A 17,792-nucleotide genomic window follows, 5' to 3' on the forward strand; every position below is an offset into this window, starting at 1 on the left:
TGGTAGTGTTCATTTTAGCGGTAAGGAGTGAATCGTATGGCAGAAATGCTTTCTTATGCATTTATGCAAAAGGCCTTTTTAGCAGCACTGTTTATCTCAGTGATTGCCCCAATGCTCGGCGTCTTTCTAGTTATTCGCCGACAATCTTTAATGGCAGATACCCTTTCACATGTGTCATTAGCCGGTGTGGCACTAGGCTTCTTTTTTAATTGGAATCCTAATTTAATGACCTTAATTGTCGTGATTGTGGCTGCAATCATTCTAGAATATTTACGAATGATTTATAGCACCTATTCAGAAATTTCGATTGCTATTTTAATGTCAGGCGGTTTGGCTTTGGCGTTAGTTTTAATGAATTTAACAGGAGGCAATTCAGCTGCTAGTATTCAATCGTATTTATTTGGTTCCATCGTCACGATTACGTGGGATCAAGTGGTTATGTTGGCAATTTTATTCGTAGTTTTAGTTCTATTGTTTATGTTATTTAAACGTCCAATGTATGTTTTAACATTTGATGAAGATACTGCTCATGTTGATGGGCTACCTATTCATTGGATGTCGATGCTTTTTAATGTAATTACTGGTGTGGCGATTGCTGTGATGATTCCGATCGCGGGAGCCTTGTTAATTTCAGCAATTATGGTCTTACCAGCTGCAATAGGTATGCGAATTGGTAAAGGCTTTAACACGGTGATTATTATCAGTGTGTTTATGGGCTTGATTGGCATGCTAACAGGGTTGACTAGCTCGTATTATTTGGAAACACCACCGAGTGCAAGTATTACCCTAATTTTTATTGGTTTATTCTTATTAGTCAATATTTATCGCCGAGTGGTTGTTATGGTCCAACGAAAACAAAAAATGCAAAGAAACTAAGGAGAAAAACGAAAGTTTTTCTCCTTTATTTCTTTTTTTTAAAAGAAATGGCGAACTATTTTCAGTTATTTGAAAAAAATCCTCGAATTTTTCGGTTAAACCCCTTATAATAAGGAACGATAGAATGAAAAGGAGTGACGAATTTGAAAATTCGGAGAAGTGAACGATTAATCGATATGACCCAATATCTTTTAGATCATCCCCATACATTGGTTTCTTTGACATATTTTGCTGACCGATACCAATCTGCCAAGTCTTCCATTAGTGAAGATTTAGCAATTGTTAAAAAAACATTTAAAGAACGTGGAACAGGTATTTTAGAAACGATTCCAGGCGCTGCAGGCGGTGTCCGCTTTATCCCTGAAATTCCTTATGAGGAAGCGGAGCAGTTGATTATGGATTTGTGTGATCGTTTGTCAGAACAAGATCGCTTATTACCTGGGGGTTATGTTTATCTTTCAGATTTACTTGGGGAACCGAATTTATTAAGACAAGTGGGCCGGATTATTGCTTCTAAATATTTAGGCAAACAAATTGATGCGGTAATGACCGTTGCGACCAAAGGAGTGCCAATTGCGCAAGCTGTGTCTTATTACTTAAATGTTCCGTTTGTGATTGTTCGTCGCGATTCTAAGATTACTGAAGGTTCAACGGTGAGCGTGAACTATGTATCAGGGTCTTCAGAACGTATCGAAAAAATGGAACTTTCAAAACGCAGCTTAAAACGCGGCTCAAAAGTTTTAGTCGTGGATGACTTCATGAAAGGCGGCGGCACCGTCAATGGTATGAAGAGTATGATTGAAGAATTTGAAGCAGAACTTGTGGGCATTACCGTTTTTGCTGAGTCAAAATTCAATGGCCGTCGTGCAATCGATGACTATACTTCGCTATTGTACGTGGAAGATGTGGATACACAAACAAAAACGATTAGCGTAGTCCCAGGAAACTATTTCACAGAGAAATAATTTGAAAAAGAGCGTGGAAATGGTCCATTCCATTTTCAGGTTCTTTTTTTCTGTTTTATTCCTTTAAAAAAAGATGAGAAAATAAATTGGTCTACCTTTTAAATGCCTTATTTTGTTGAAAAAGACAAAAGAGTAAGATAAACTAGAAAAGGTATAATGAGGACGATTTAGAAGAAAATCAAACAATTTAGTTAATTTGAGGTGGCAAACGTGGAAAATAGATACGCAATTATTTTAGCAGCTGGTAAAGGAACACGCATGAAATCTAAACTTTATAAAGTATTGCATCCAGTTGCTGGTAAACCAATGGTCGAACATATTTTAGATCAAGTAGAACAAACAGAACCAACAGAAATCGTGACAATCGTTGGACACGGGGCGGAAATGATTAAAAGCCATTTAGGCGAACGTAGTCAATATGCCTTACAAGCTGAACAATTGGGAACTGGGCATGCAGTCATGCAAGCACAAGAGTTATTAGGTGGTAAACAAGGAACAACATTAGTTATTACAGGGGATACGCCGTTATTAACTGCGGAAACCTTGAAAAATTTATTCGATTACCATCAAGGTAAGAATGCAAGTGCGACTATTTTAACAGCGCATGCGGAAGACCCAACAGGCTATGGTCGAATTATTCGTGATCATGTGGGCATTGTTGAACGAATCGTGGAACAAAAAGATGCCAGTGAAGAAGAAGCACGTGTTCAAGAAATTAATACAGGAACCTTCTGTTTTGATAATGAATCATTGTTTGAAGCGTTAGCGAAAACAGATACAAACAACACACAAGGGGAATACTATTTAACAGATATCATTGAAATTTTGAAAAAAGAAGGCAAAGCTGTCGCTGCTTACCAAATGGCAGACTTTGACGAAGCAATGGGTGTAAATGATCGTGTTGCTTTATCCACTGCTAATAAAATTATGCATCGTCGTTTAAATGAGATGCATATGCGAAATGGTGTTACATTTATTGATCCAGATACAACATATATTGATGAAGGCGTGGTAATTGGTTCAGACACAGTCATTGAAGCGGGAGTCACTATCAAAGGAAAAACAGTGATTGGCGAAGATTGCTTGATTGGCGCACATTCAGAAATCGTTGATAGTCATATCGGCAATCAAGTGGTTGTTAAACAGTCTGTGATTGAAGAAAGTGTGGTTCGCGAGGGGGCCGATGTGGGTCCGTATGCACATTTACGTCCTAAAGCAGATGTGGGGGCAAACGTACACATTGGTAACTTCGTGGAAGTAAAAAATGCAACAATCGATGAAGGCACAAAAGTGGGCCATTTAACATACGTTGGTGATGCAACATTAGGCAAAGATATTAATGTCGGTTGCGGCGTTGTTTTTGTTAATTATGATGGCAAAAATAAACACCAAACAGTCGTGGGTGATCACGCGTTTATTGGCTCTGCAACGAACATTGTTGCGCCAGTCACGATTGGTGATCATGCGGTGACTGCTGCTGGTTCAACCATCACAGAAGATGTCCCTTCAGAAGATTTGGCGATTGCCCGGGCACGTCAAGTGAATAAAGAAGGCTATGCTAAAAAGTTACCTTACATGAAGGATTAACCTCAAATAAAAAAGAACGCTCTTTTGCTTAAGCAAAAGAGCGTTCTTTTTCCTCCTTAAATACTAGACCAATTGCTGCTAATATTTGTTTAGAGGCATTCAAGGACTAGACCAATGCTGTTTATTCGGTATTTTTAGTTATTTTTTTCAAAAAAATAGTTTTTGTTCTGCTTTTCCAATATAAAAAGACTTTCTTTTTTATAAAGTTCGTGTTTTGGTAAAAATTACTATTTTTTTCACAAACAAATCCGCTGTATTGTCCAAAAATAAAAACAATTTACAGGAAAAACATCTTATTTTAACGGAATTTACTGTTTTTTATTTAACGGATATATTATGATAGGAAAAGAAGAGCAGCGTGATGGGGGAAGGCTCTTTTTGTTGTTTGTTACTTTGACAATTGTTTGTTGCAAATGGGTTGAAACACAAGGAGGAAATTTGTGAAAAAGTTGAGCTTTAAAAAAGTGAAGTGGGGCATGCATTTTTTAATGGCTGTTGCGTTGATAGCGCCAAGCGTTACTAGTACGGCATATGCAGTAGAAACAACGAGTCAACAAAGTTCAGAAGCAGTAACAAGTACCACCGATTCAAGTAGAAAACAAGAACCAATCATTACACAGGAAACAACAGACATCAAACAAGAAGCACCAAATCAGGCTACGAGTGACAGTGTCAAGCAGTCACAAGAAACCACAGCACCAACAGAGACGACGAATTTAGAAACGTCAACCGCTGAAAAAGAAGAAACGAGCACGCCGCAAAAAATAACAATTTTAGGTACGTCAGATGTTCATGGTCAATTATGGAATTGGTCTTATGAAGATGATAAAGAACTACCAGTTGGTTTGTCCCAAGTAAGTACAGTCGTCAACCAAGTCCGGGCACAAAACCCAGCAGGCACCGTTTTAATTGATAATGGCGACAATATTCAAGGCACTATTTTAACAGATGACTTGTATAATAAAGCGCCTTTAGTGAATGAAAAGACCCATCCAATGATCACCGCCATGAATGTGATGAAGTATGATGCAATGGTTTTGGGAAATCATGAGTTTAATTTTGGTTTACCGTTAATCAAAAAAATTCAACAAGAAGCCACTTTTCCAATCTTGTCTGCGAATACCTACAATAAGGAAGATGGTCTTCGTTTTGTTGAAGGGACTACCACGAAGGAACTTGATTTTAATCAAGATGGGCAGCCAGATTTAAAAGTTGGGATTATCGGCTTAACAATTCCGCACATTCCTTTGTGGGATGGCCCTCGTGTTACTTCGCTTAATTTTTTACCTTTGAAAGAAGAAGCAGAAAAAGCAGTTGCTGAGTTGAAAACTAACGATCAGGCTGACATTATTGTTGCTTCGATTCATGCGGGACAACAAAATAGTGATCCGGCTGCCAGTGCCGACCAAGTAATTGAAAATGTCGCGGGGATTGATGCGTATATTCTAGGCCATGACCACCTTTCTTTTACCAAGCAAGGAGCAGCGCCGAATGGAAAAACTGTACCGGTAGGGGGACCGAAAGATACGGGGACAGAAGTTGTTAAGATTGATCTTTCAGTTGCTAAAAATGCCGATAAGTGGGAAGTGCAAGAAGGTACAGCAACGATTGTACCAACAACGAATGTTCCAGCAGATGAAGCAGTTAAGGCAGCGACAAAAGAATACCATGAAAAAACGCGAGCGTTTATTCAGAAGGAGATCGGCACAGCAACAGCTGATTTTTTACCAAAACAAGAAATTAAAGGAATTCCCGAAGCACAATTACAACCAACAGCGATGATTTCTTTAATTAATAATGTTCAAAAAGAAGTAACAGGCGCACAATTAAGTGCGGCAGCGTTGTTTAAATACGACAGTAAATTACCTGCGGGGAAGATTTCCTATGCCACGATTTTTGATATCTACAAATACCCGAATACCTTAGTGAGTGTTCCCATTAACGGTGAAAACTTACTGAAGTATTTAGAAAAACAAGGGGCGTACTATAACCAAACACAGCCAGATGATTTGACCATTAGTTTTAATCCAAACATTCGTGTATATAACTATGACATGATTTCTGGAGTGGACTACAAGATTGACATTTCAAAACCAGTGGGTGAACGAATTGTAGATGCGAAAATTGACGGCCAACCGCTGGATCCTGCCAAAGAATATACGATTGCTATGAATAATTATCGTTACGGCGGTTTAGCTAGCCAAGGGATTCAAGTAGGGGAACCTATTAAAAATTCTGATCCAGAAACCTTACGAGGAATGATTGTTGATTATATTAAGAAAAAAGGAACTCTTGATCCAGAACAAGAAATCGAACGAAATTGGTCAATTATTGGGACAAATTTTGATGAAAAATGGCGAGCCAAAGCAATCGAATTAGTGAATGACGGCACTCTTCAAATTCCGACTTCTCCTGATGGACGTACACCAAACGCCGCTGCTATTACGAAACAAGATGTCCGTAATGCGGGCTTTGATTTAGATAATGCATATACCATTATGCACACAAATGACGTTCATGGCCGACTAGAAGCAGGGAAAGGCGAATTAGGTATGGCGCGTCTAAAAACCTTTAAAGACCAAGAAAACCCAACCTTGATGGTGGATGCAGGAGATGTTTTCCAAGGATTACCAATCTCCAATTTCTCCAAAGGCGCGGATATGGCCAAAGCAATGAATGAAGTTGGTTATGATGCCATGGCGGTGGGAAATCACGAGTTTGATTTTGGTTTAGAGATTGCACTAGGTTATAAAGATCAACTGAATTTTCCGATTTTATCTAGTAATACGTATTACAAAGATGGCAGTGGACGGGTTTTTGATCCGTATACTATCGTAGAAAAAGCCGGGAAAAAGTTTGCCATTGTAGGTGTGACGACCCCAGAAACAGCAACGAAAACACACCCGAAAAACGTGGAGAAGGTGACATTTAAAGACCCGATTCCAGAAGTAGAAGCAGCGATTAATGAAATTAAAGAGAAATACGCGGATATTCAAGCTTTCGTGGTTACTGGGCATTTAGGCGTAGATGAAACGACGCCGCATATCTGGCGTGGTGATACGCTAGCAGAAACCCTTAGTCAAACATATCCTGAGTTAGATATCACTGTGATTGATGGCCATTCGCATACAGCCGTCGAAAGCGGCAAACGTTATGGCAAAGTGATCTATGCTCAAACAGGTAATTATTTAAATAATGTTGGGATCGTCACAGCACCAGAGAGTGAACCAACTAAGAAAACAGCAAAATTGATTTCAGCAGCAGAGTTGCTAGAATTGCCAGAAAACCCGGCAGTTAAAGTCATCGTTGATGAAGCACGTACGAATTTTAACGCTGAAAATGAAAAAGTAATTGTCGATTATATTCCATTCACATTGGATGGACAACGAGAAAATGTGCGCACACGAGAGACCAACTTAGGGAATTTGATTGGTGATGCGATTATGTCATATGGCCAAGACGCGTTTAGTCAACCTGCTGATTTTGCAGTAACTAATGGTGGCGGCATTCGCGCTGATATTAAACAAGGGCCAATTAAAGTTGGTGATGTCATTGCTGTGTTACCTTTTGGCAATAGCATTGCGCAAATTCAAGTAACCGGCGCTCAAGTTAAAGAAATGTTTGAAATGTCTGTTCGTTCGATTCCACAAAAAGATGAGAATGGCACAATTTTACTAGATGATGCTGGCCAACCAAAACTTGGCGCAAATGGTGGTTTCCTACATGTTTCAAGCTCCATTCGTATCCACTATGATTCCACAAAACCAGGTACTCGCTTGGCTAGTGACGAAGGCAATGAAACAGGACAAACGATTGTCGGTAGTCGCGTATTAGGAATAGAAATTAAAAATCGGCAAACACAAAAGTTTGAACCATTGGATGAGAAGAAACAATACCGGATGGCTACCAATGATTTCTTAGCTGCTGGTGGTGATGGTTACGATATGCTAGGTGGTGAACGAGAAGAAGGGATTTCACTAGATGCTGTCTTAATTGAATACTTGAAAAGTGCAACCAGCTTGCGGTTGTATCGTGCAGCAACGACGATTGATTTAGCACAATATAAAGAACCATTCCCAGGCGAACGAATTGTTTCTATTTCGGAAGAAGCTTACAAAGAGTTAATCGGTGGAGGAGAGACGCCAAAACCAGATCCAAAACCAGATCCAAAACCAGATCCAAAACCAGATCCAAAACCAGATCCAAAACCAGATCCAAAACCAGATCCAAAACCAGATCCAAAACCAGATCCAAAACCAGATCCAAAACCAGATCCAAAACCAGATCCAAAACCAGATCCAGACCCGAAACCAGACCCAACATCAGATCCAAAATCAGACCCGAAACCAACACCAGAAACACCAGTAGCAACCAATAAACAAAACCAAGCGGGAGCAAGACAGAGCAATCCATCCGTAACAGAGAAGAAAAAGTATGGCGGCTTTTTACCTAAAACGGGTACAGAAACAGAAACGCTTGCATTATATGGTTTACTGTTCGTTGGACTTTCTTCTTCTGGCTGGTATATTTATAAACGACGTAACAAAGCTAGTTAGTCATTTTTTAAGAACCGTCCTTCGGGATTGGTTCTTTTTTTATTTTAATGCTTGCCATTTGTTTTTAATTTTAGTATTATAAGAATATTCTAAAAATTAAAAAATGAAGAGTTTTTTCTGTGAAGGGAGAAAGGCATGAAAAGTAAACGTATAAAAGGACTTATCGGGTTAAGTTTAACAACGCTATTAGTTTTAGCTGCTTGTGGTGGTGATGGGGGAGCTGGCGCCGAAAAAGCAAAAGGCGGATCAGAGAAAACTGCCGCTAAACAAGAATTTAAAGTAGTAGTTCAACAAGAAATGCCTTCTGCAGATTTATCTTTAGGAACAGATACAATTAGTTTTACGGCACTGAATAATGCGTATGAAGGAATTTATCGTTTAGATGATAAAAGCAAGCCGCAACCAGCAGGGGCTAAAGAAAAAGTGCAAGTCAGTGATGATGGTCTGACGTACACAGTGAAACTAAGAGAAGAAGCAAAATGGTCCAATGGTGATCCTGTCACAGCTGCCGATTATGTTTTTAGTTGGCAACGTACAGCAGATCCTCAGACTGGCGCTGAGTATGCTTATTTTCTAGAAATGATTGAAAACGGCGCAGATATTGTAGCTGGTAAGAAACCAGTTTCTGAATTAGGCATTAAAGCAAACGGGGATTATGAGCTAGAAATTAAACTGGCAAAACCAACACCATATTTTGATTATTTACTGGCCTTTCCACTATTTTTCCCGCAACATCAAGCAACCGTAGAGAAATATGGCAAAGATTACGCTGCTTCCAGTGAAAAAGCAGTCTATAATGGTCCGTTTGTCTTAGCTAACTTTGAAGGGGCTGGCTCAGATACCAATTGGACTTTGGAAAAAAATGAAAACTATTGGGATAAAGACAATGTCAAATTAGATAAAATCAATTTTGATGTCGTCAAGGAGGCACCAACTGCCTTGAACTTATTCCAAGATGGTCAAGCAGACGATGTTATTTTAAGTGGCGAATTGGCCCAGCAAATGGCGAAGGATCCAGAATTGGTTATCGAAAAAGAAGCACGAACCAGCTATTTGGAATTTAATCAGCGAGATAAGAATTCACCGTATAATAATGTGAATTTACGCAAAGCAATTTCAGCAGCGATTGATCGCAACGCATTAGTAGATAAAATTTTAGGCGACGGCTCAGTAGTCGCTACAGGCTTAATTCCAGAAGGGATGTCGTATTCGCCGACAGATGACAAAGATTTTGCTGATGAAAATAAAAAAATTGTTGAATATAGCCCAGAAAAAGCAAAAGAATATTGGGCAAAAGCGAAGAAAGAATTGGGCATAACAACACTCAAAATGGATATTGTTGCCGATGATGTCGATTCTACGAAAAAGTTAGCGGAATATATTCAAGGTACGTTAAAGGATACTTTAGAGGGCATTGATGTAACAGTGAGCCCAGTGCCGTTTTCAGTTCGAATTGATCGAGGTAGTCGCGGCGATTTTGAGACAATCTTAGGTGGTTGGGCTGCGGATTACGCAGATCCAAGTAGTTTCTTAGACCTTTTTGTTACTGGTAATAACTATAATCGCGGGCGTTTTTCAAGTAAAGCCTACGATGAGTTGATCGAGGCTTCAGCTACAAGAGATGCTTCAGATCCTGAAAAACGTTGGGAAGACATGGTTAAGGCTGAGAAGTTATTGATTGGTGAAGAGACCGCTTTAGCACCACTTTATCAAAAGGCGACTGCCCATCTACGCAGTAAAGAAGTGAAAGGCGTCGTTGCCCATGGTGCTGGCGCACAATATGATTATAAGTGGACATATGTGACAGAAGAGTAGTTAAAAAGAGACACAGAATAGTCAAATCGACTGTTCTGTGTCTCTTTTAATCAAAATATTTCTGCTGTTCTTCTTTTAATTTTTCTGGGGTTACATCTTCACCAGTAGGATCATAAATAGTGACGCCCATTAATGTTTTATTGAATTGTTCACGAATGGTCCGCAAATATTCTTGTCGCAAATCGACACGAAGAGCTTGTTCTTCAGATGTTAAACCTTGTTCACGCTCTTTTTGTGCAAGCGTATTAATTCTTTTTAAAACCTCTAACATTTCTCATTTCCTTTCTATAATAATTCTTTTGCTAGGCGTTCAAACGATTGAAAGCGCGTTTGTTTGTCATAACCTGGGGTGATTAGCATCGCTTCTGTCAACCCTAGTTCTTCTTGTTGGTGGAAAAACTCCGCAACTTCTTGGCTACTGCCAATGACAAAGCGTTGTTTATTTTGTTCTAAAACCAGTTTGTCCATTTCACTGTAAGGGAAAGCTAGGGCTTCTTCTGGCGATAAAAATTTATTTGGAAGCCCATGTTCGGTGGCAAAGATATAATGCTCGAAACTAGCCGCATGGTATTCTGCTTCTTCTTTCGTGTCGGCGGCGAAAGTGAAATACGCAGCGCTCACTTGAGGCTCTTGTTGTTCAGTTACTGGTCGGAAATGCTTGTAATATGCTGACAATACTTCTTTGGGCAAATGTCCATGAATAAACTGCGCAAAGGAAAAATTAATGCCATATTCACCAGCTGAACGTGCGCTTTCTTTACTAGCACCTAGTAACCAGGGTTGTGGTAATAGAACTTCCCGCGGAACAGCTGAAATTTTAGAATATAAATGATCTTCAGGAAATTCCTCTCTTAAAAAGAGTAAAATTTCAGGTAATTTATCAAATTGGTCTAGCTGTGGTGGCTGACCATTATTTAACGCCAACGTAGTTAAAGGTCTGCCGCCAGGCGAGCGGCCCATGCCTAAATCGATTCGATCAGGATATAAAGCTGCTAATGTTTTAAACGTTTCTGCGACTTTAAATGGCGCATAATGCATGGTCATGATGCCACCCGCGCCAACACGAATTTTTTCGGTGGCGCTAGCAATATGTGCAACTAAAATTTCTGGCGTTGCACTGGCAAAGGCGTCTGAACCGTGATGTTCGGCATACCAAATTCTTGTGTAGCCAAGTTTTTCCGCTAATTGAGCGAGCTCTTTGGCTTCTTGTAATGTGTCGCTTGCTGATTGATTTTTAGGAACCGTTAATTGATCTAAGATACTTAATTTCATGTATGTAGTCTCCTTTTTGGTTATTTTTTTGAAGCTACCGCTATTATCACGCAAGCATGTCAAAAAAAACAGTACGCACTTTTTAATTCCCTAGTGAGCGAAAAGTAACAAATAGATGTAGCCAAGATCGATGATAAAAAATTCTCCGCTATGGCTTTTTGATGCTTTGTGTTAAAATGGAACATATGTACGCAATCAGCAATTGGAAAGGTGACAACATGTACGAATATATTATTGGAAAAGTAACGTTTGTTAGCCCATACTATATTGTCGTTGAAACAAATGGCATTGGCTATCAGATTTCAGTCGATAACCCGTATCGCTATTCAGGAAAAATGGATACGGATATTAAACTATATCTTCACCAAGTCGTGCGGGAAGATGCACAACTTTTATTTGGTTTTGGCAGTTTAGAAGAAAAACAATTGTTCTTAAAATTAATCAGTGTCTCTGGAATTGGACCTAAAAGTGGCTTAGCTATCATGGCTTCTGTGGCTGATCATGGTGGTTTAATCAATGCAATTGAAGGGGAAGATGTTACATATTTAACGAAGTTCCCAGGTGTTGGCAAGAAAACAGCCCAACAAATGATTTTAGATTTAAAAGGAAAACTAGGCGAATTAGAGTCTTCCGAAGCAGCGGTGGCGGCCATGACCGCAACCGAAGTAGTGACAACAAGCAATCAAGCATTGGCAGAAGCGTTAGAAGCATTAAGTGCCCTAGGCTACAGTGACCGAGAGATTAAGCGTATCACTAAGCAATTGGAAGCGTTAGGTGAGACAACGACAGATGTTTATTTGAGCAATGCGTTAAAATTCATGATGAAACGCTAAGGAGGAATAACGATGACAGAAGAAGAACGGTTGCTTTCAGCTGCAAGTCAAGAAGCAGAAGCTTCAATTGAAAAATCGTTACGTCCACAATTTTTAGCACAATATATTGGTCAAGACAAAGTAAAACAAGAACTAACGATTTATATTGAAGCGGCGAAAAATCGGAATGAAGCGTTGGATCATACCCTTCTTTATGGTCCGCCAGGTTTAGGGAAAACGACAATGGCGATGGTCATCGCCAATGAAATGAATGTGAACATTCGTACCACAAGTGGACCAGCCATCGAACGGGCGGGAGATTTAGTCGCTATTTTGAACGAATTAGAGCCTGGTGATGTGTTATTTATCGATGAAATTCATCGTTTGCCGCGAGTTGTGGAAGAAATGCTGTATTCCGCAATGGAAGATTTTTACATTGATATCATGGTCGGTCAAGGAACCACGGCACATCCCGTTCATTTTCCATTACCGCCTTTTACTTTAGTGGGCGCTACCACACGGGCAGGGATGCTTTCAGCGCCATTACGAGATCGTTTTGGGATTATTTCTCACATGGAGTATTATCAAGAGCAGGATTTAAAAGAAATCGTTCTTCGTTCCGCGGATATTTTTCAAACGGAGATTTTTGAGGAAGGTGCCTTTGAAATTGCGCGCCGCTCAAGAGGAACCCCCCGAATTGCTAACCGTTTGTTAAAACGTGTCCGTGATTTTGCCCAAGTCCAATCAGATGGCAAAATCGACCGAGCGATTGCAGACAAAGCGTTAACCTTACTGCAAGTGGACCATCAAGGCTTGGATTATGTCGATCAAAAATTGTTGAAAACAATGATTGATTTATACGGTGGCGGTCCGGTTGGTTTAAGTACCTTGTCTGTAAACATCGGTGAAGAAACCGAAACGGTGGAAGATATGTATGAACCCTATCTTATTCAAAAAGGTTTCATTAAACGAACACCGCGAGGACGAATTGCAACGCCATTTGCGTATGCACATTTTGGGTATGATTATTTAGAGGGTCGTAAAAATTAAAAATAAGTCAAAAGAAAGCAAGCCTTAACCGCTTGCTTTCTTTTGTTTCACGTGAAACGTTTGTTCTTATTTAGAAGAGTGGCATATTTCAGCTGTTGTAGTTATACTGTGTTTGTAATCGCTTTTAAATTGGAGGGATCAATGTTGAATAAAGAAATCAAAGGGGCATTAATTGTTTCTTGCCAAGCGTTGGCAGACGAACCGTTGCATAGTTCTTTTATCATGTCCAAGATGGCTTTGGCCGCTAAACAAGGAGGGGCTAAAGGTATTCGAGCAAATTCTGTGGTAGACATTCGAGCAATCCGGAAAGAGGTTGATTTACCAATCATTGGGATTATTAAACGAGATTATCCTGATGCAGAAGTATATATTACTGCAACTATGCGTGAGGTAGATGAATTAATGGCTGTTCAGCCAGAAATTATCGCTCTCGATGCAACCCATTCGAAACGACCAAATGGCGAAACGTTAGCCACATTTTTCAAAAGAATAAAAGAAAAGTATCCTAACCAAGAATGGATGGCGGATTGTTCCACACTGGAAGAGATGATTGAAGCGGCGGAGTTAGGTTTTGATTATATTGGCACAACGTTAGTCGGCTATACGCCGCAAAGTGAAAATCAGCGGATTGAACAAAATGATTTTGAACTGTTAAGAGAAGCAAAGAAGCATTTTACTACACCAATTATTGCAGAAGGAATGATTGATACGCCAGCAAAAGTCCAACGTGTTCTGGAGCTAGGTGCTTATAGCGTGGTGGTGGGATCTGTTATTACACGACCGCAAAAAATTACTGAAAAATTTGTGGAAGCTACGAAAATAAAACAGAATCAAGCATAAACTAAATACACTATCGATACACTCGTTATTTTTTGATCAATACACTTCGATACGGTCGCTTTTTTTCTAGAGAAAGTTGAATCTTTCAATAATAAAAAGGGATACACTCCATTTGGCATAGTCCTTGCTGATAATAAATCAGTGTATAAAGCGCTATCATTTTATAGGAGGGGTTTTATGAAGGGTTTATCAAAAAAGAAACGGGTGTCTACTTGGTTAGCGTTAGGAATCACCGTAGTCAGCTGTTTTGCGTTAAGCGGGGAAGTGCAAGCAAGTGTTGAAAGAACAAAAGTTGATGAATTTGCAAATGTTTTAGATGTGAGTGCATCACCAACCGAACGGACGAATGGCGTATACGATACCAATTATTTTAATAATTTTTCTGATTTAGGTGCATGGCATGGCTACTATTTACCTGAAAAAAGCAATAAAGAGCTACTGGGTGGTTTTGCGGGGCCATTGATTATTGCGGAAGAATATCCAGTAAACTTGGCGGCAAGTTTAAACAAATTAACGGTCAAAAATAAAAAAACGGGAGAAACCTATGATTTAAGCCAAAGCAACCGCATGGACCTGTCTTATTATCCTGGGCGCCTAGAGCAAACCTATGAATTAGACGATTTAACGATTCATTTAGCTTTAATTTTTGTCAGCAATCGAACGGCGCTTATCCAAACGACACTTGAAAACACTGGTGAAGAGCCCTTGTCACTTGGAGCAAGCTGGACAGGTGCGGTCTTTGACAAAATTCAAGAGGGAACGGAAACCTTAGATATTGGCACTCGTTTAACTGCTAAAGACAATGACATTCAAGTGAATTTTGGTGAAGTCAGAGAAACGTGGAATTATTTTGCTACGAAAGACACAAAATATACGATTCATCATGCGGATAAAGTTTCAACAAAAATTGATAATCGGAATTATACAGCAACCGCTGAACCAATTGAATTGAAGCCTAAACAAACGTACAACACCTATACGACAGAAAGCTATACTTTTACAAAAGAAGAAGAGGCAAAGGAACAACAACAAGCACCCGAATATACCAAAAATGCGGCGCGCTATTTCAAAGAGAACAAGCAAAGATGGCAAGGATATCTAGATAAAACGTTTGATCAAAAGAAAACAGCAGAATTTCCTGAATATCAAAATGCGCTAGTCAAATCGATTGAAACGATTAATACCAATTGGCGAAGTGCGGCAGGTGCCTTTAAGCATGACGGGATTGTTCCGTCCATGTCTTATAAATGGTTTATTGGTATGTGGGCTTGGGATTCGTGGAAAGCGGATGTAGCAACGGCTGATTTTAATCCTGAGTTAGCTAAAAATAATATGCGGGCCTTGTTTGATTATCAAATTCAAAAAGATGATACCGTACGTCCACAAGATGCAGGAGCGATCATTGATGCTGTCTTTTACAATCAAGACAGTGCGCGTGGTGGTGAAGGTGGCAACTGGAATGAACGAAATTCTAAACCACCATTGGCTGCATGGGCAGTTTGGCATATTTATCAAGAAACCAAAGATAAGGAATTTTTAAAAGAAATGTATCCCAAACTTGTGGCTTATCATAATTGGTGGTATACCAACAGAGACCACAATAAAAATGGGATAGCAGAATATGGAAGCATGGTCAGTGATGCTCACTGGCAAAAAGACGACAAGGATCAAATCATTAAAGATAAAAATGGCCAACCTAAAGTGGATGATGATGCTGTTATTGAAGCAGCCGCGTGGGAAAGTGGCATGGATAACGCTACACGGTTTGACAAAGAAGGTGTGGGCAAAGGCGACGTTGGAGTTAAAGTTTTTGAAAACAAAAATAAAGGAAAAGTAGTGGGGTATTCGATTAATCAAGAATCAGTGGATTTGAATGCGTATCTCTACGCTGAAAAGGGCTATTTAGCTTCGATAGCAGAAGAACTAGGCAAAAAAGAGGACTATAAGAACTATCAAAAAGAAGCGAAGAAACTAAAAAAATATATTCAAGAAAATATGTTTGATGAAAAAACAGGCTTCTTCTATGACTTACAAATAAATGAAGACGGCTCGAAAACAAAATTGTTAGTCAATCGTGGCAAAGGAACAGAAGGCTGGTTGCCGCTCTGGGCAAAAGTAGCGACCAAAGAACAGGCGGCGGCAGTTAAGAAAAACATGATGAATCAAGAAATGTTCAATACCTTTATGCCATTCCCAACGGCATCCAAAGACAATGAAAAATTTGCTGCAACGAAATATTGGCGGGGACCAGTTTGGCTTGATCAAGCCTTGTTTGGTGTAGAAGCTCTTCAAAACTATGACTATACAAAAGAAGCGAAAGAAATGACACAAAAACTCTTCTTACATGCCGAAGGATTGATGGGAGAAGGCCCTATTCATGAAAATTATGATCCACTGACAGGGAAGGGCTTAAGTACGAAAAACTTTAGTTGGTCAGCAGCAGCGTACTATTTATTGTATAAAAACACCTTATTAAGTAATAACCCCACAACGCAAACTGCTTTTGAGATAAAATAGAAAAACAGCTCTTGAGAAAATATCTCTCAAGAGCTGTTTTTTTCTTCACTTGCTACAATCTGTTTCCCTCTGATTTAATTAAATGTAATTTATTTGTTTAAATAAATATATTCCGTATAATTAAATAAAACATCTAAAAATAAACGATATGTACTTTTATTAAAAATGTTATTTAATAAAAATGAAATAGATATTCAGTGAAATTGATTGTACAATGGTTAGTGAAGAGTGGGTTTAACGGAATAGTGTAATAAGGAATAAGCTGATATCAAAACCAAACATATGCAAAACCTCCTTCTTTGTTAGCTATATTGACTTCTATTATAGAACATTTCTTTTGGTTTTTTCAAGGGAAGTTAAGTATATAAGTTTTTATGATTATCAAAATATTACAATATTATAATTACGGAAATAATAAAAATGAATATTTTGAAATATTTATTAATGTTTTCGCTGATTTTGTTTAATTTGTACAGGTATTGTTGGATCTTTAAGTTAATAAAAAAATAATATTTAATATTATTTTTATTATAAAAGGGGGATATTATGGATGTTCTAGGTGCTCTAAAATATTTTAGAAAAAAGAAAAAAATTGCTCAGAAAGATGTTTTGCCAAAAAAGGGGAAACAAACCTATCGAAGAATCGAAATTGGTGAAGCCAAGCTAAGTTACGAGGATTTAATGACGGCATTACAGTCATTGGGGATTACTTTTAATGAATTTTTTTTATGGTATCTGATACGAGAATCATGGCTTCTTCAGAAGTCAAACATCAAATTGAATGTTGTCAAATGGGGTTGAACAATACAAGTGAAAAAAAGAATCTGATTCATTATTTTTATCAATTAGAGCGCAATCCTCATAAAAATGCGTTGGAAATGTCTATTTACACAGATATTAAATTAACGTTTAGTAATGATTGGGAGGAAATTCCAGAATTTGATGAAACCGATCGAATGGTAATTCTCGCGCTTATCTCTAGCAAAAGCTACTATACATACTACGATTATCAAATGGTGACTAATCCTGCCGCCTTGTTTTCTGAAAATGAAGTCCTTCAGATTCTTGAGCAGATGTTTCCTGTCAAAGATGCTGAATTACGTGATACCCAAACACTAAATGTTGCCTATGGTTTTTACCTAAATATCATTACTGGGGAACTTTATAAGAAAAATTATGCGAAAGCTCGGGAATATTTAGCGCTAGTGAGTGTTACCACGATTCCTGCTGAAATCTACTATATTCATTTTAACTTACGTTACTTAAAAAACCTTACGTATTATCTGTACACTGGCAAAATGAGATATTATAAAGAAGTAATCGCCGTTATTGATATGATTGAAAGCTTTGGCGATGTACGTTTGGCGGAAGGCATGAAAAAAGAAATGCTTCAGCTGACGGCTGGTCGGACATTTAATTTAGAAAAAGGTCAGTTTCCATTGAATATTGTCACTGAAAAATAAAAAGCACCCCCCGCAAGGTCAAACTTGCGGGGGGTGCTG

At 38.8% G+C, this 17,792-nt stretch carries 12 protein-coding genes; 10 read left to right on the forward strand and 2 right to left on the reverse strand.

Features of this window, described 5'->3' with window-relative positions; genetic code table 11:
- The first annotated feature begins 36 nt into the window (after positions 1 to 36).
- The 5 genes from IGJ37_RS00265 to IGJ37_RS00285 all read left to right on the forward strand — a co-directional run bounded on the left by IGJ37_RS00265 (position 37) and on the right by IGJ37_RS00285 (position 9,799).
- The gene (locus tag IGJ37_RS00265; RefSeq protein WP_002383493.1) at positions 37 to 876 is read left to right on the forward strand and encodes a metal ABC transporter permease; all 840 of its coding nucleotides are present in this window, start codon (positions 37 to 39) and stop codon (positions 874 to 876) included.
- A gap of 143 nt (positions 877 to 1,019) precedes the next feature.
- On the forward strand, positions 1,020 to 1,841 hold the full coding sequence (gene purR, locus IGJ37_RS00270) for a pur operon repressor (RefSeq protein WP_002381336.1): 822 nt from the start codon (positions 1,020 to 1,022) through the stop codon (positions 1,839 to 1,841).
- Positions 1,842 to 2,042: 201 nt separating this feature from the next.
- On the forward strand, positions 2,043 to 3,428 hold the full coding sequence (gene glmU / locus IGJ37_RS00275) for a bifunctional UDP-N-acetylglucosamine diphosphorylase/glucosamine-1-phosphate N-acetyltransferase GlmU (protein ID WP_002356067.1): 1,386 nt from the start codon (positions 2,043 to 2,045) through the stop codon (positions 3,426 to 3,428).
- A gap of 440 nt (positions 3,429 to 3,868) precedes the next feature.
- Entirely contained in the window at positions 3,869 to 7,984 is a 4,116-nt protein-coding gene (locus IGJ37_RS00280) for a 5'-nucleotidase C-terminal domain-containing protein (protein WP_430598942.1), read from the forward strand.
- A gap of 135 nt (positions 7,985 to 8,119) precedes the next feature.
- Positions 8,120 to 9,799, forward strand: a complete 1,680-nt coding sequence (locus IGJ37_RS00285) for a peptide ABC transporter substrate-binding protein (protein ID WP_002361487.1) — start codon at positions 8,120 to 8,122, stop codon at positions 9,797 to 9,799.
- Between the two features lie 46 nt (positions 9,800 to 9,845).
- Here IGJ37_RS00285 and IGJ37_RS00290 read toward each other — a convergent pair whose 3' ends face one another.
- Both IGJ37_RS00290 and IGJ37_RS00295 read right to left on the reverse strand, forming a co-directional pair.
- A complete protein-coding gene (locus IGJ37_RS00290) occupies positions 9,846 to 10,070 on the reverse strand; it encodes a DUF896 domain-containing protein (protein ID WP_002356070.1) in 225 nt (74 codons plus the stop codon).
- 14 nt (positions 10,071 to 10,084) lie between these two features.
- Entirely contained in the window at positions 10,085 to 11,071 is a 987-nt protein-coding gene (locus IGJ37_RS00295; protein WP_252671656.1) for an LLM class flavin-dependent oxidoreductase, read from the reverse strand.
- Positions 11,072 to 11,289: 218 nt separating this feature from the next.
- Between IGJ37_RS00295 and ruvA the strand changes: the two genes are divergently transcribed.
- From ruvA to IGJ37_RS00320, 5 genes are all read left to right on the forward strand, one after another.
- A complete protein-coding gene (gene ruvA / locus IGJ37_RS00300) occupies positions 11,290 to 11,904 on the forward strand; it encodes a Holliday junction branch migration protein RuvA (protein WP_002361491.1) in 615 nt (204 codons plus the stop codon).
- Positions 11,905 to 11,916: 12 nt separating this feature from the next.
- A complete protein-coding gene (ruvB, locus tag IGJ37_RS00305; protein ID WP_002381340.1) occupies positions 11,917 to 12,933 on the forward strand; it encodes a Holliday junction branch migration DNA helicase RuvB in 1,017 nt (338 codons plus the stop codon).
- A gap of 141 nt (positions 12,934 to 13,074) precedes the next feature.
- Positions 13,075 to 13,773, forward strand: coding sequence for an N-acetylmannosamine-6-phosphate 2-epimerase (locus IGJ37_RS00310; protein ID WP_002370615.1), 699 nt, complete (start codon positions 13,075 to 13,077; stop codon positions 13,771 to 13,773).
- Positions 13,774 to 13,950: 177 nt separating this feature from the next.
- A complete protein-coding gene (gene ygjK / locus IGJ37_RS00315; protein ID WP_078131114.1) occupies positions 13,951 to 16,290 on the forward strand; it encodes an alpha-glucosidase in 2,340 nt (779 codons plus the stop codon).
- A 728-nt stretch (positions 16,291 to 17,018) separates the two neighbouring features.
- The gene (locus tag IGJ37_RS00320) at positions 17,019 to 17,753 is read left to right on the forward strand and encodes a Cro/Cl family transcriptional regulator (protein ID WP_100224588.1); all 735 of its coding nucleotides are present in this window, start codon (positions 17,019 to 17,021) and stop codon (positions 17,751 to 17,753) included.
- Positions 17,754 to 17,792 lie beyond the last annotated feature (39 nt).

Origin of the sequence: Enterococcus sp. AZ104 (assembly GCF_050546705.1) — a bacterium.
GTDB lineage: Bacteria > Bacillota > Bacilli > Lactobacillales > Enterococcaceae > Enterococcus > Enterococcus faecalis.

Coding starts and splice junctions, on each gene's coding strand:
- IGJ37_RS00265 (WP_002383493.1), top strand. CDS start 37: ATGGCAGAAATGCTTTCTTATGCATTTATGCAAAAGGCCTTTTTAGCA.
- IGJ37_RS00285 (WP_002361487.1), top strand. CDS start 8,120: ATGAAAAGTAAACGTATAAAAGGACTTATCGGGTTAAGTTTAACAACG.
- IGJ37_RS00290 (WP_002356070.1), bottom strand. CDS start 10,070: ATGTTAGAGGTTTTAAAAAGAATTAATACGCTTGCACAAAAAGAGCGT.
- IGJ37_RS00295 (WP_252671656.1), bottom strand. CDS start 11,071: ATGAAATTAAGTATCTTAGATCAATTAACGGTTCCTAAAAATCAATCA.
- ruvA (WP_002361491.1), top strand. CDS start 11,290: ATGTACGAATATATTATTGGAAAAGTAACGTTTGTTAGCCCATACTAT.
- ruvB (WP_002381340.1), top strand. CDS start 11,917: ATGACAGAAGAAGAACGGTTGCTTTCAGCTGCAAGTCAAGAAGCAGAA.
- IGJ37_RS00310 (WP_002370615.1), top strand. CDS start 13,075: ATGTTGAATAAAGAAATCAAAGGGGCATTAATTGTTTCTTGCCAAGCG.
- ygjK (WP_078131114.1), top strand. CDS start 13,951: ATGAAGGGTTTATCAAAAAAGAAACGGGTGTCTACTTGGTTAGCGTTA.
- IGJ37_RS00320 (WP_100224588.1), top strand. CDS start 17,019: ATGGTATCTGATACGAGAATCATGGCTTCTTCAGAAGTCAAACATCAA.